This window comes from Serratia sp. CY37869 (assembly GCF_052168895.1).
GTDB lineage: Bacteria > Pseudomonadota > Gammaproteobacteria > Enterobacterales > Enterobacteriaceae > Serratia > Serratia ureilytica.
In genome coordinates, this window is record NZ_JBJNLU010000003.1 from 387,122 (window position 1) to 401,277 (window position 14,156).

Below are 14,156 nucleotides of genomic sequence, written 5' to 3' on the forward strand. Positions count from 1 at the left end.
CGCCGCGCCCCGTTTTTTTGTCCCGATTTTCCCCGCTTCTGCCCGCCGCCTCACAGCCGCCGCTGCGCCAGGTGATATCATCGTCACTCTCGTTTTCGCAGTTGGATGAGGTTCGATGGACAACGATTCACGTTGGCAGCAACTGATTAACGACGGCGAACTGCCGCCGCCGCTGCGCCCGACGCCGGCGGTGTACGCCTCCTGGCTGCGTTGCCGCAGCCTGATGCAGCCCGATGTCTGGCAAGCGCCGCACCGTGCGCAGGGCGCCACCTTCGAATCGATTTGCCGCCGCAAGAACGATCTGCTGACGCTCGGCCAGGCGGCGCTGGAAGACGCCTGTGAATACATGGAGCCGCGGCGTTGCCTGCTGATGATCCTCGACGAGAGCGGCTGCATGCTGTGGCGCTGCGGCGACGCCCAAACCTGGGAGCATCTGCAGCAACTGGGATTCGCCCCCGGCGCTTACTGGGCCGAAGGGCAGATAGGCACCAATGCCCCGGCGCTGGCGGCGGCGGAAGGCCACCCGGTGCGGGTGAGCGGTAAAGAACACGTGCGCCGAGCGCTGCACGGCTGGTCGTTCTGCGCCACGCCGGTCTACGACAACAGCGGCCGCCAGCGCGGCTCGATCGCGCTGGGCTGCCTGCTGGCCGACTGCGCCGCCGGCGATCTGTCGCTGACGCTGGCCATCGCCCGCGAAATCGGCAACTCGCTGAACGCCGACGGCCTGCTGGCGGAATCCAACCGCCATCTGAATCAGCTTTACGGCCTGCTGGACGGCGTCGACGACGGCGTCATGGCCTGGGATCACCGCGGCTACCTGCAATACATCAACCAACGCGCCGCCGGCCTGCTGAAGCTGGACGAACAGCAGAGCCAGGGCAAACCGTTGGCGCAGCTGTTGACGCTGCCCGCGCTGCTCAAGCGCGCCATCGCCGATCGCCAACCGCTGCAACACGTCGAAGTCACCTTCGAAAGCCAGCGGCAGTTTATCGCCGCCTTGCTGACGCTCAAGCCGATTTTCGACGGCGATCGCTGCAGTTTCATCGCCCTGCTGCACCCGCTCGAACGGCTGCGCCAATATGTCAGCAGCCAGCTGGGGCGCGTCAGCCACAGCTTCGAACAGATGCCTTCCGCCTCGCTGGAAATGCGGCGACTGATCCGTTACGGGCAGCAGGCGGCCAAAGGCCAGCATCCGATCCTGTTGCGCGGAGAAGAAGGCGTTGGCAAAGAGCTGCTCAGCCAGGCTATCCACAACGCCGGCGAACGCGCCGCCGGGCCGTATATCGCCCTCAACTGCCAACTGCTGCCGCAGGCGCAGGGGCTGCGTGAGCTGCTGGGCAGCGACGCCAGCGAAGAAGAGGCGGGCCAGCTCAGTAAATTCGAATTGGCTAACGGCGGCACGCTGTACCTGGAACAGATCGAATACCTGCCGGCGGAGATGCAGTCGGCGCTGCTGCAGGTGCTGAAAACCGGCGTGGTGATCCGCCTCAATTCCAGCCGGGTGATCCCGGTCGATGTGCGGGTGATCGCCGGCAGCGCCGCCGACCTGCCGCTGCTGGTGCAGCAAAACCGCTTCCGCCGCCAGCTGTTTTACAGCCTGCAGGCGTTCGAGATCCAAATCCCGCCGCTGCGTCAGCGGCTGAGCGATATTCCGCTGCTGGTCAAACATCATCTGCGCACGCTGGAGCAACATTTTCAGTGTCGCTTCCAGGTGGATGACGAGGTGATGGCTCAGCTGGCGCTCTATCTGTGGCCGGGCAACGATTTGGAACTGAAAGGGGTGGTGGAGCGCGCGGCAATGATTTGCCACGGCCACCACATCCAGCTGGCGGACCTGCCGGCGCACCTGCTCGGCCAACCGTCGCTGCTGGAAAGCGATCCGCAGCCCGGCGCACCGCTGTTGACGCTGACGGACATGGAGCGCCAGGCGATCCTGCGGGCGGCGACCGTCAGCCGCGGCCAACTGACGGAAATGGCGCAGTTGCTGGGCATCGGCCGCACCACGCTGTGGCGGAAGATCAAACAGCACGGGATCGACATCCGCCAGTTCAAGCTGCGCGCCTAGTGGCTGAGCTGCAACACCCCGCGCGCGGCGTCCAGCATCGCCTTCTGGCCGCTGCGGGTTTTGCTCAGGCAATCCTGCATGCCGACCACCATCGGAATGCCCATCGCCTTCGCCAGAATGGCGCTGTGCGAGAGGGCATTGCCGCCGCTCAGGCAGATGCCGAGCACTAGTCGGCGATCCAGCATCACTACCTCTGAGGGCATCAGCTCATCCATCACCAGTATTGACGGCTCTGCGAGCGCAATGGTCGGCAGCGGCTGCCCCTGCAGGTGGCACAGCGTGCGGCGCAGCATGTCGCGCACGTCCAGTTCGCGCGCCCGCATGTAGTCGTCATCCAACTCGCGGTACTCTTCGGCGATCGCCTCCAGCACCTGCCGCCAAGCCTGCTCGGCGCTGCACAACTGCTGCGCAATGCGGGTGTAAGCCGCCTGCTGCAGATCCGGATCGTCCAGCAGCATGCTGTGGGCGCCGAAGATAGCCGCCTGCGGCTTGCCGATCAGCGTGCCGGTGCGCTCCGCCAGCCGGTTGAGATCGCTCAACGTGTGCTGCAGCGCCTCCCGCAGGCGTTGCTGTTCGCCCAACACCTCGTCCGCGCCGATCCGGCGCTCGGCGGCTGACGGCCAGACACTGCGGGCCTGGAACACCGGCCCACTGGTGACGCTTTCCGCCACCGGAATGCCGTGCAGCGAAGGCTGCTGCCGCTCGGAGACCGTCTCGCCGAAATGCTGCTCCGCCAGCGTTTTGAACGCCGCCAGCGCCTCGTCCGCCTGCGCGCCGTCGGCGATCAAACGGATGGTGTCGCCGTGGCGCACCTGCAGCAGCGCCAGCTGATTGAGGCTGCGCGGATCGACGCACTGCCCCTGTTTTTCCAGCACCAGCTCAGCCTTGAACGGCGCCAGCGCTTCGACCAGCCGCGCCGCCGGGCGCGCGTGCAGTCCGTGCGGGTTCTGCACCGTCCAGGTTGCGCTTTTGCCCTGCGCCAGCGGCAAGGCCGCGCGCTTCGCGGCCGGTGAAGCCTCGCCCAATTGCGCCTGCTTGGCCTGCAGCGCCCCCTGCGCCTCCGCCACCACCTGCTCCAGCGAAGCGCCGGAGTTGGCGGCCACCACCGCCGCCAGCGTGCCTTCGATCAGCGGCGCGGCGCACAGCCGCACCTTGGCGGCCAACTCCGGATCCAGCAGATCGAGCGCGGTTTCGGCACTGAGCAGCGCGCTGCCCAGATCCATCAGCACCAGAATGCCATCGCCGTCGGCGACCGCTTCGATCGCCTCCATGACGTTGACCGCGTCGGTACCGATCGGGTGCTCTTCGTCATCCACGCCCGCCGCCAGCGCCAACTTGCAGCCGTCGCCGCGCATCATCTGCCGCGCCAGTTGCTCAACGCCGCGCGCCAGCAACGCGCTGTGCGACACCACCACGATATTAATCATCTCGCCTCCTGCTAACTGCCGGCGACCTCGGCCAGCGTTTTCATCATCAGCATCACCGAAGTGGCGCCGGGATCCTGGTGGCCGATGCTGCGCTCGCCCAGGTAACTGGCCCGCCCCTTGCGCGCCTGCATGGTGATGGTGCTCTCCACCGCCCGCTCGGCGCTGTCGGCGGCGCGCTGCAGCGCCTCCGCCACGCTCAGGTTCTGCTGCGCGGACTGGCCGAGGCTTTCCACCACCGGCCACCAGGCATCGCACATGGTCTTGTCGCCCGGCTCCGCCTTGCCGCGCATCACCACGCCTTCCACCCCTTCCTGCATCATTTGATGCAGCTCCGCCAGATCCAGGCTTTGCTTGGCGTTCGCCGCCTGCGCCGCGCGGATGAAGAAGGTGCCGAACAGCGGACCGCTGGCGCCGCCTACGCTCGACAGCAGCGTCATGCCGGTGTTTTTCAGGATAAAGCCGATATCCTTGTCCGCCACCGACGGCAGCTTTTCCACCACCTTATTGAAACCGCGATTCATGTTCAGGCCGTGGTCGGCATCGCCGATCTCGGTGTCCAGTTGGGTAAGAAAATCGCGCTCTCGGCTGAACACTTCGCCGCAACGCATCAGCCAATCGACGACCTGTGGTTTGGTCAACGCCATAATTCCTCCTCAGCAACCCCAACGCAGCGCAGGCGTTTTCACCGGCGCATCCCACAAGGACAACAGTTCGTCGTCCACGTTCAACAACGTGATGGACACGCCCTGCATATCGAGCGAAGTGCAATACGCGCCCACCAGGTTGCGTTCGATGATGATGCCCGCCTCGGCGCAGCGCTCCGCCAGCCGATGGTACACGCCGTACAGCTCGGACAGCGGCGTGGCGCCCAGGTTGTTGACCAACGCGATCACCCGATCGCCGCGCGTCAGCGGCTGCTTGGTCTGCATCTCGTCGCGCCACTCACCCTGTTGGCGATCCCAGACGCGGATCGTGCGCTGATAGTGGCCGTGGTCGATCAGCGTATGGAACATGTCATCCACCGCCGCGTTGAGCGTGGTGAACGGACGGCGCGCAATGCCCGGCTCGCCGTGAATGCCGACGCCGAACTCCATCTCGTTCTCCGCCAGGGTGAACGACGGTTTGCCGGCGGCGGGGACGGTACAGGCGCCCAGCGCGATACCGATCGAATGCCCGTGGTTGTTGATGCGATGCCCCAGCGTCACCACGCTGTCCAGATCGTCGCCGCGCGCCGCGGCGGCGCCCAGCAATTTCTCCATCAGCACGGTGTTGGCCACCCCGCGCCGCCCGGCGGTAAACAGGCTGTCCTTGACCGCCACGTCGTCATCCACCAGCACCGTCGCCACCGCGACGCCGCTGTCGTGCAGCAGCTCGGTGGCGGTTTCGAAGTTGAGCACGTCGCCGGTGTAGTTCTTGATCAGCAGCAGTACCCCGGCGCCGCCGTCGATCGCCTGACCGCACTCGTACATTTTATCCGGCGTCGGCGAGGTGAAAATCTCGCCCGGACAGGCGCCGTCGAGCATCCCTTCACCGACGAAACCGCAGTGCATCGGCTCGTGGCCGCTGCCGCCGCCGGACAGAATTGCCACTTTGCCCGCTACCGGCGCGTCGGCGCGGGTGACGAACGCCGGATCCGCATGCACCAGCAACTCGGGATGAGCCTCCGCCAGCCCCTGCAACTGCTCTTCCAACACCGACTCGACCTGATTAATCAGTTTTTTCACGATGGTTTCCTCTGTAAGCCAGGGGCGCGGCGCACCGCGCCCCAACGGTATCAATGACGCAGCAGCCAGGCGGCGCCGAGCCGATCCGCCGTCAGGATCGCCGCCTGCACGCCGGCAGGGGTGACCTTGAACGGCATGTTGTGAATGGTTTCGCCGACGGCGCAGCTGGCCTCGGCCACCGCCATCGTCTTCGTCGCCACGTCGCCGGTAACGCCCATCTGCGCCAGCGTGATCGGCAGGCCGATGCCATGACAAAACGCCAGCACGGTTTCAATCTGCGCCATCGGGCTGTTCTGCAGCACCAGCTGCGCCAGGGTGCCGAACGCCACTTTTTCGCCGTGATACAGGTGGTGACACTCCTCCAGCACGGTGAAACCGTTGTGAATGGCGTGCGCCGCCGCCAGCCCGCTGCTCTCGAAGCCGATGCCGCTCAGATACGTATTGGCCTCAATGATGCGTTCCACCGCTTCCGTCACCACGCCGGCCTCGACCGCCAGCTTGGCCTTCACCCCTTCGGCCAGCAGCGTGTCGTAGCACAGCCGCGCCAGACTGAGCGCCGCCAGCGTCGATTTGCCGCCGGCCATGCTGGTGGCCTGAGCGTCGAAGCAGGCCTGCGCTTCGAAATAGGTGGAGAGCGCGTCGCCCATGCCGGCTACCAGCAGGCGCACCGGCGCTTTGGCGATGATGGCGCTGTCCATCACTACCATGTCCGGGTTGCGCGGGTAGATCAGGTATTCGGCGAATTCGCCCTGTTCGGTGTAGATAACCGACAGCGCGCTGGTCGGCGCATCGGTGGAGGCGATGGTGGGAATGAGCACCACCGGCAGCCGTTGGTAGTGGGCGACGGCCTTGGCGGTGTCGAGCGTCTTGCCGCCGCCGACGCCGATCACCCCGCGGCAGCCGTGGGTCTGCAGCTCGCGGCCAAGCCGGTCTATCTCTTTACGGCAGCACTCGCCGTTGAAGCGGGCCGCATGATGTTTCACGCCGTGCTGCTGCAGGCTGCCCATCAGGGTGTCGCCCGCCAACTGCATCACGAAGTCGTCGGCGATCACGAAATAATGGTCGGCGAGGGATTTGGCGTATTCGCCGACGGCGGCCAGCGCATTGGCGCCCTGAATGTATTTGCCTGGTGACTGGATGATTCTCAACATAACCGGATCCTTGTAGGGAGTTGGCGATGGTAACGTTCAGATATCAGGTGATGACGCGCCGACTTCGCCGCCGGCTTGTTGTTGTGCTTCGACTATGAGCGTCTGCCGCCCGCCTGGCGAGCCACGCGATTTTTGTTCCATTATGGAACATCATCATAGCGATAACGTTTCATGATGAAACGCCAACGCGCGTTTTTTCGCCGCGAAAGCGAACTGGCGCACACCCCAACGTATAACTGCGTAAAGAGTGGATTCTGCGGGCGTTTCAGCTTTAATTTTGACCATGTTTCCCCTATCCTTAGCGCCACTACTGGGAAAGGGCGAAAACAGCCCGCATGATGGGATTGATAACGATGAAACGGACAAAAAACATCAACCAAGAGACGTTCCGCAAATCCTGGCGCAGCTACCGTGTCGCGCCCGTGGCCTTGGCGATCAGCGCCGTCTTTATGCTGGCCGGCTGCGAGAAGAGCGATGAAACGGTCTCCCTGTATCAGAATGCCGATGACTGTTCGCGCGCCAACCCTTCGATGAGCGAGCAGTGCACCACCGCCTACAACAACGCCCTGAAAGAAGCGGCGAAAACCGCGCCGAAATACGCCACCCGCGAAGACTGCGTCGCCGAGTTCGGCGAAGCGCAGTGCACCCAGGCGCCGGCTCCGGCGCAGGCCGGCATGGCGGCGGAATCGCAAAGCAGCGGCAGCTTCTGGATGCCGCTGATGGCGGGCTACATGATGGGCCGCCTGATGGGCGGTTCCGGCTTCGCGCAGCAGCCGCTGTTCACCTCCAAGAACGCCGCCAGCCCGGCGAACGGCAAGTTTGTCGACGCCAGCGGCAAGAGCTACGGCCCGGCCACCGCCGGCGGCCGCACCATGACGGTGCCGAAAACCGCCATGGCGCCGAAGCCTGCGGTCACCAACACCGTGACCCGCGGCGGTTTCGGCGAGACCGTGGCCAAGCAGACCAGCATGCAGCGCAGCAGCGCCACCTCCAACTCCGGCTCTCGCAGCATGGGCGGTTGATGCATGAAACGTATTGCCATTACCGAGCGCCCGGACTGGCGCGAAAAAGCGACCGAGTTCGGCTTCCGTTTCCACACCATGTACGGCGAGCCGTACTGGTGTGAAGACGCCTATTACCAGTTCACGCTGGCGCAGATTGAAGAGATCGAAAATGCCACCGCCGAGCTGCATCAGATGTGCCTGCAGGTGGTGGAGAAAGTGGTCGCCAGCGATGAGCTGATGGCCAAGTTCTGCATCCCGAAACACACCTGGGAATTCGTGCGCAGCTCCTGGCGCACCAACCAGCCATCGCTGTATTCGCGTCTCGATCTGGCCTACGACGGCGTCAATCCGCCGAAGCTGCTGGAGAACAACGCCGATACGCCCACCTCACTGTATGAAGCGGCCTTCTTCCAATGGCTGTGGCTGGAAGACCAGATCAACGCCGGCAAGCTGGATCCGGAATCGGATCAGTACAACAGCCTGCAGGAGAAACTGATCGAGCGTTTCGCCGAGCTGAAAGCGCATCACGGCTTCGGCCTGTTGCACCTGGCCTGCTGCCAGGACAGCGAAGAAGATCGCGGCACGGTGCAATACCTGCAGGACTGCGCGCAGGAAGCCGGTCTGCCGACCGAGTTCCTGTTCATGGAAGAGATCGGCCTCGGCGAGAAAGGCCAGTTCACCGATCTGCAGGATCAGGTGATCGGCAACCTGTTCAAGCTCTATCCGTGGGAATTCATGCTGCGCGAGATGTTCTCCACCAAGCTGGAAGACGCCGGCGTGCGCTGGCTGGAGCCGGCCTGGAAAAGCATCATCTCCAACAAGGCGCTGCTGCCGCTGCTGTGGGAAATGTTCCCGAATCACCCTAACCTGCTGCCGGCTTATTTCGCGCAAGACGATCATCCGCCGATGGATCATTACGTCACCAAACCGCTGTTCTCACGCGAAGGCGCCAATATCCAGATCGTCGAAAACGGTCAGGAAGTGGCGCGCGTCGATGGACCGTACGGTGAAGAAGGCATGATCGTGCAGCAGTTCCATCCGCTGCCGAAGTTCGAAGACAGCTACACGCTGATCGGCAGCTGGCTGGTGAACGATCAACCCTGCGGCATCGGCCTGCGCGAAGATCGCGAACTGATCACGCAGGATCTGTCGCGCTTCTATCCGCACACCATCCTCGGCTGATCGCCCCGCTGAAGGCAAAAACGCCAGTCTCTGACTGGCGTTTTTCTTTAGCCCACCTGCACCGACAGCATGCTCAGCGCTCCCATTTCGATACCGTCGATCGGCACGCTGATGGCCTCTTTTCCATCCCAGCCGCCGAGCACATACAGCAATGGCAGATAGTGTTCCGGCGTCGGGTTCGACAGCGCCGCGCCCTCATGGCGCATGAAATCCACCAGCGGGTGGTTATCGCCCCGATAACGCAGGTTATCCCGGACAAAGTTATTGAAAGACTCCGCCCACGGATAGGCGCTGGTATCGCCCTGCCATTTCACCATGCGCAGGTTGTGTACCACGTTGCCGCTGGCGACGATCATCACGCCCTCATCCCGCAGCGCCGCGAGTTTGCGGCCCAGCTCATAGTGGTAAGCCGCCGGCTGAGTGCCGTCGACGCTGAGCTGCACCACCGGGATATCGGCATTGGGATACATCTTGATCAATACGCCCCAGGTGCCGTGATCCAACCCCCACTCGCCGAGATCCGCCGTTACCGGCACCGGCGCCAGAATGTGCTGCAGCTGCGCAGCCAGCGCGGGGGAACCCGGCGCAGGGTAGCGGGTATCAAACAGCGCCTGCGGGAACCCGCCGAAGTCGTGAATGGTTTTGGGTTTTTCCATCGCGGTGACCGCAGTGCCGCGGGTATACCAATGCGCAGAAACCGCCACGATCGCCTTCGGACGCGGCAATGACTCACCCAACGCACGCCATGCCTGGGTGTAGCGGTTGTCTTCCAGCACGTTCATCGGGCTACCGTGGCCAAGAAACAGTGCCGGCATACGAGAGGTGTTCATAGAGCGATCCTTAGTTCAAATTGTGCTATGGCGTTACATTACGCGCTTTGCCGCAGCAACACAGCCGGATAACCGTGATGAAGATATTCAATAAATTTGAATTAAAAATCGCAAAAATGCACCGGCAAACAAAAAGTTAAAAAATGAATGATTTTCAAATGATTAATAAAAATCATGAATACAATGGCATTACTGCCACACAGATCTAAATTGTGAACAATTTATGTATTTTTTGTTAACACAATCGATACACTCCTCCTGCCGTCGACAGGGTGTTGGCAGCCCGTCGGCGCTACGGGAATCACGTCTCACCAAGGAGGAATTCATGTTCAGACTCACACTGGCAACCCGCCTGGCGCTTTCCATGTCCTTGTTAGCCACCGGGGCGGCAGCCGCCAAAGCGACGGACAACGCGCCGCTGACGCAGCGCGAAGACCCTTACTTCCTTCAGGCGCAAGCTCAGCTGCAACAGCGACTGAAACAGACCCCAAACACCAACCGCGCTAAAAACGTCATTCTGGTGGTCGGTGACGGCATGGGGTTTTCCACCGTGACCGCCGCCCGTATTTTTGAAGGACAGCAGCGCGGCGTGGACGGCGAATCCAACGTGCTGGCCTGGGAAGCCTTCCCCTATCTGGCGGCAGCCAAAACCTATTCTGCCGACGCCCAAATCACCGACTCCGCGCCCAGCGCGGTGGCGATGACCACCGGCGTCAAAACCATCAACGATCTGATGGGTCTCAACCATACGGCCGCCCTCAACAACTGCGAGGATCAGCAAACCAAGGCCGTCACCACGCTGTGGGAGATGGCCGCAACGCTCGGCATGTCCACCGGCGCCGTGACGACCGCGACCATTACCCACGCCACGCCGGGCGCCACCTATGCCCATATCGCCAACCGCGACTGGGAGTCTGACGCCAAAATGCCGGCGGATGCCCTGACCGCAGGCTGCCGCGACATCGCGCGCCAGCTGGTGGAAATGAAATACGGCAACGGCCTGAACGTGGCGATGGGCGGCGGGCGCGCCAACTTCCTGCCCGACAGCGTGAGCGATCCGGAATATCCCGGCAAGAAAGGCGCCAGAAGGGACGGCCGTGACCTGACGCAGGCCTGGCTGCAACGCTACGGCGAGCGCGGACAATACGTCTGGAATCAGGCCCAGTTCGACAAAATCGAACCGGGCAACGTCGACCATTTGCTGGCCCTGTTCGAGCCGTCGCACATGAACTTCGAGCATGACCGGCGGCAAGACGCGGCGGGAGAGCCTTCGCTGGCGGAAATGACCGGCAAGGCCATCGATATTTTGGCCAGGAATCCCGAAGGCTATCTGCTGCTGGTGGAAGGCGGGCGCGTCGATCACGGCAGCCATAACGGCAACGCCTACCGCACGCTAAGCGACGCGGTCGCCCTGAACGAGGCGGTGAAAACCATTGTCGGCAAGGTCAACCTGGACGAAACGCTGGTGATCGTGACCGGCGATCACAGCCACACGCTGACCATCGCCGGCTATGCCAAGCGCGGCAATCCTATCCTCGGCATTTCCGTCGGCGTCGACGGTAAACCTCGGCTGGGCAGCGACGGCAAGCCCTACACCACCCTCGGTTTCGCCAACGGCCCCGGCGGCGCGATCCCGCTGACCGAGCGCCCGGCATTGACCATGGAGCAAACCACCGCGCCCGACTTTATTCAGCCGGCGCTGGTGCCGCTGAAAAGCGAGACGCACGGCGGGGAAGATCTCGGCATCTACGCCATCGGCCCCTGGGCACATCTGTTCCAGGGTACGGTTGAGGAGAACTACACCTTCCACGTGATGAATTACGCCAGCCGCATCGGCGAACGCCTGTCAGAACGGTAGATACAAAAAAGCCGCATTACGCGGCTTTTTTATCGTTGAAAGCGGCCGGCTATCAGCTGGCTTTTTTCTCGTGCGCCTGGCGGTAGGCCACCAGATCTTCGATGGTCAGCACCACCATGTCGTGCTGTTTGGCGAAGGCGATCACTTCCGGCGCATGCGCCATGCTGCCATCGTCGTTGGTCAGTTCACACAGCACGCCGGCAGGTTTGAAACCGGCCATGGAGACCAGATCGATGGTCGCTTCGGTGTGGCCGCGACGGCTCAGCACGCCGCCCGGCTGCGCGCGCAGCGGGAACACGTGGCCCGGACGGTTCAGGTCGCTCGGCTTGGCGCTGTCTGCCACCGCCGCACGGATGGTGGTCAGGCGATCGGAAGCGGAAACCCCGGTGGTCACGCCCTGCGCCGCTTCGATGGTCACGGTGAAGGCGGTCTGGAACTGGCTGGAGTTGTTGGTCACCATCATCGGCAGCTCAAGCTGCTGACGGCGTTCTTCGGTGATGCATAGGCACACGATGCCGCTGCCGTGGCGAATGGTCAGCGCCATCTGCTCAACGGTCATGGTTTCCGCGGCGAAGATCATGTCACCTTCGTTTTCACGGTTTTCATCATCGAGCACCATCACGCCGCGCCCGTTGCGCAGTGCGTCGATCGCGCGTTCAACGCGTTCTGTCGGCGTGCCGAAGTCTGAAAGTAGCGTCTGATTCATGGTAAAAAACCTCATTAAAAATTATGGATTACCAGAACCAGGGCGATCTTGAGGAGTAGCTAGCAATAGCTAAAAAAATAACGCAAGCGGGCGCATGCCCGGCAGATACCGTTACTCTCTCCCATCCGGACTATAACCGTCGGCCCCGGAATTACACCGGATCTGCTGACCTCTAACCGGCCTTTACAGGCTGGCTGAGCGCTCGCGGGCTTTCACCGTAGAAGGTGATTTACCGCCGGTGGGGACTTTCACCCCGCCCTGAGAATAAGCAAGATGACTATAACGCTAATGGATAGACAGGGCAATTGGCAAAAGCACAATTCGGCCACGCGCGGCGAATGCGCTTAATGGTGTTTATCCGGCGGGCAACTCGCATTACACTAAGCGGCAGCTATTAAACTCTGAAAGGGATACGCCATGATTGACCCGAAAAAAATCGAACAAATCGCACGCCAGGTTCATGAGTCCATGCCTAAAGGCGTTCGTGAATTCGGGGAAGACGTTGAGAAAAAAATCCGTCAGGTGCTGCAGTCGCAGTTGACCCGCCTGGATTTGGTTAACCGCGAAGAGTTCGACGTGCAGACTCAGGTGCTGTTGCGCACCCGCGAAAAGCTGGCGCTGTTGGAACAGCGCATGGCCGAGCTGGAAAGCAAGCTGAGCGCGGCGCCGGCCGCCAAACAGGAAGACGAATAATTCCCGCCAAGGGCGCGCACCGCGCGCCCTTGTTCTTTACGTCGCCCGGCGTTAGCCGCGCCCGTCTTTGATCGCTTTGATGATGTTGGTGGTCGACAGGCCGTCTTCAAAGTTCAGCACTTTGACATCGCCGCCGTTGGCCCACACTTCCGCACTGCCGGCAATCTCTTCCGGCTTGTAATCGCCGCCTTTGACCAGCAGATCCGGCAAGATGTCGGCGATCAAGCGCTGCGGCGTGTCCTCCTCGAACGGCACCACCCAATCCACCGCTTCCAGCGCGCCCAGCACAATCATGCGGTTCTCCAGCGCGTTGACCGGGCGTTTTTCCCCTTTCAGGCGTTTGGTCGACGCATCGCTGTTCACCGCCACGATCAGGCGATCGCCCAGCTTGCGAGCATTGGCCAGATAAGAGACGTGGCCGGCATGCAGAATGTCGAAGATGCCGTTGGTCATCACCACTTTTTCGCCGCGCTGACGCGCCTGCGCGACGGCCTGTTTCAACTGCGCTTCGGTCATCACGCCAAAACCGGTCTCGGCGCGGCCGCGCACCGCGTTCTCCAGTTCGATCGGCGACACGGTGGAGGTACCGAGCTTGCCCACCACCACGCCGGCGGCGGCATTGGCCAGGAAACAGGACTCTTCCAGCGAGTTGCCGGCGGCCAGCGAGGCGGCCAGCACGCCGATCACGGTGTCGCCGGCGCCGGTCACATCGAACACTTCCTGCGCCTGGGTCGGCAAGTGCAGCGGCTCAACGCCCGGCTGTAGCAGCGTCATGCCGTGTTCGGAACGGGTAACCAGCAGCGCCGACAGCTCGAAATCCGCCACCAGCTTCATGCCGCGTTCCACCAGTTCCGCTTCATCCTTACAGTGGCCCACCACCGCTTCGAACTCGGACAGGTTCGGCGTCAGCAGCGTCGCGCCGCGATAGCGCTCGAAATCGGATCCTTTCGGATCGATCAGCACCGGCACCTTGGCGGCGCGCGCCAGTTGGATCATGCCCTGCACCTGGCTGAGCGCGCCCTTGGCGTAATCGGACAGCACCAGCGCGCCGATCTGCGGCAGCGCCTGCTGAATGCGCTCCAGCATCGGCTGCGGATCAACGTTGGAGAAGCCTTCTTCGAAGTCGAGACGGATCAGTTGCTGGTTGCGCGACAGCACGCGCAGCTTGGTAATGGTCGGATGGGTCGGCACCGAGACGAAGTCGCAGCGCACGTTGACTTCATTCAGCTTGGCGCTCAGCGCCCGCGCCGCATCGTCGATGCCGGTCAGGCCCACCAGACGGGAAGTGGCGCCCAGCGAAGCGATGTTCATCGCCACGTTAGCCGCGCCGCCGGGACGCTCTTCGATGGTATCGACCTTGACCACCGGCACCGGGGCTTCCGGTGAAATGCGGCTGGTCGGCCCATACCAATAGCGATCCAACATGACGTCACCGACCACCAGCACACCGGCGCGGCGAAAATCAGGCAGCGTAACTTTCATCCGATAACTCCAAAAAAGAACAAAATTTTAGTGG

Annotated in this window: 12 protein-coding genes and 1 riboswitch; of the genes, 5 read left to right on the top strand and 7 right to left on the bottom strand. The window is 62.6% G+C overall.

Annotated features, from left to right (window positions below; genetic code table 11):
* The first annotated feature begins 115 nt into the window (after positions 1-115).
* A complete protein-coding gene (gene dhaR, locus ACJ8J1_RS17340; RefSeq protein WP_033644606.1) occupies positions 116-2,065 on the top strand; it encodes a dihydroxyacetone kinase operon transcriptional regulator DhaR in 1,950 nt (649 codons plus the stop codon).
* Here dhaR and dhaM read toward each other — a convergent pair.
* Genes dhaM through ACJ8J1_RS17360 form a run of 4 tightly spaced genes read right to left on the bottom strand, consistent with a single transcriptional unit; the run spans position 2,062 to position 6,367 of the window.
* Positions 2,062-3,492 carry a dihydroxyacetone kinase phosphoryl donor subunit DhaM gene (dhaM, locus tag ACJ8J1_RS17345; RefSeq protein WP_033644605.1) on the bottom strand — a complete coding sequence of 477 codons (1,431 nt, stop codon included), beginning with the start codon at positions 3,490-3,492 and terminating at the stop codon, positions 2,062-2,064. The two genes, dhaR and dhaM, sit on opposite strands and share 4 nt — an antisense overlap.
* Positions 3,493-3,503: 11 nt before the next feature.
* A complete protein-coding gene (dhaL, locus tag ACJ8J1_RS17350; RefSeq protein WP_033644604.1) occupies positions 3,504-4,136 on the bottom strand; it encodes a dihydroxyacetone kinase subunit DhaL in 633 nt (210 codons plus the stop codon).
* Positions 4,137-4,145: 9 nt separating this feature from the next.
* On the bottom strand, positions 4,146-5,216 hold the full coding sequence (gene dhaK / locus ACJ8J1_RS17355) for a dihydroxyacetone kinase subunit DhaK (RefSeq protein WP_033644603.1): 1,071 nt from the start codon (positions 5,214-5,216) through the stop codon (positions 4,146-4,148).
* 50 nt (positions 5,217-5,266) lie between these two features.
* The gene (locus ACJ8J1_RS17360; RefSeq protein WP_033644602.1) at positions 5,267-6,367 is read right to left on the bottom strand and encodes a glycerol dehydrogenase; all 1,101 of its coding nucleotides are present in this window, start codon (positions 6,365-6,367) and stop codon (positions 5,267-5,269) included.
* 353 nt (positions 6,368-6,720) lie between these two features.
* On the opposite strand from ACJ8J1_RS17360, the gene ACJ8J1_RS17365 reads away from it, so the two are divergent.
* Positions 6,721-7,389 (top strand): DUF1190 family protein, encoded by a 669-nt coding sequence (locus ACJ8J1_RS17365; RefSeq protein WP_033644601.1) that lies wholly within the window; start codon positions 6,721-6,723, stop codon positions 7,387-7,389.
* A gap of 3 nt (positions 7,390-7,392) precedes the next feature.
* Positions 7,393-8,553, top strand: a complete 1,161-nt coding sequence (locus ACJ8J1_RS17370) for a glutathionylspermidine synthase family protein (protein ID WP_033644600.1) — start codon at positions 7,393-7,395, stop codon at positions 8,551-8,553.
* Positions 8,554-8,600: 47 nt separating this feature from the next.
* On the opposite strand, the gene ygiD is transcribed toward ACJ8J1_RS17370, so the two are convergent.
* Complete coding sequence (gene ygiD, locus ACJ8J1_RS17375) at positions 8,601-9,383, bottom strand: 4,5-DOPA dioxygenase extradiol (RefSeq protein ID WP_033644599.1); 783 nt, start codon at positions 9,381-9,383, stop codon at positions 8,601-8,603.
* A gap of 325 nt (positions 9,384-9,708) precedes the next feature.
* Between ygiD and ACJ8J1_RS17380 the strand changes: the two genes are divergently transcribed.
* The gene (locus ACJ8J1_RS17380; RefSeq protein ID WP_033644598.1) at positions 9,709-11,241 is read left to right on the top strand and encodes an alkaline phosphatase; all 1,533 of its coding nucleotides are present in this window, start codon (positions 9,709-9,711) and stop codon (positions 11,239-11,241) included.
* A gap of 52 nt (positions 11,242-11,293) precedes the next feature.
* Here ACJ8J1_RS17380 and ribB read toward each other — a convergent pair whose 3' ends face one another.
* Entirely contained in the window at positions 11,294-11,947 is a 654-nt protein-coding gene (gene ribB / locus ACJ8J1_RS17385; RefSeq protein WP_033636071.1) for a 3,4-dihydroxy-2-butanone-4-phosphate synthase, read from the bottom strand.
* Between the two features lie 109 nt (positions 11,948-12,056).
* Positions 12,057-12,217: riboswitch (FMN riboswitch) on the bottom strand.
* A 147-nt stretch (positions 12,218-12,364) separates the two neighbouring features.
* Here ribB and ubiK point away from each other — a divergent pair.
* Complete coding sequence (gene ubiK / locus ACJ8J1_RS17390; RefSeq protein ID WP_004937216.1) at positions 12,365-12,640, top strand: ubiquinone biosynthesis accessory factor UbiK; 276 nt, start codon at positions 12,365-12,367, stop codon at positions 12,638-12,640.
* 51 nt (positions 12,641-12,691) lie between these two features.
* On the opposite strand, the gene hldE is transcribed toward ubiK, so the two are convergent.
* A complete protein-coding gene (hldE, locus tag ACJ8J1_RS17395) occupies positions 12,692-14,122 on the bottom strand; it encodes a bifunctional D-glycero-beta-D-manno-heptose-7-phosphate kinase/D-glycero-beta-D-manno-heptose 1-phosphate adenylyltransferase HldE (RefSeq protein WP_033644597.1) in 1,431 nt (476 codons plus the stop codon).
* Between the last annotated feature and the right edge of the window lie 34 nt (positions 14,123-14,156).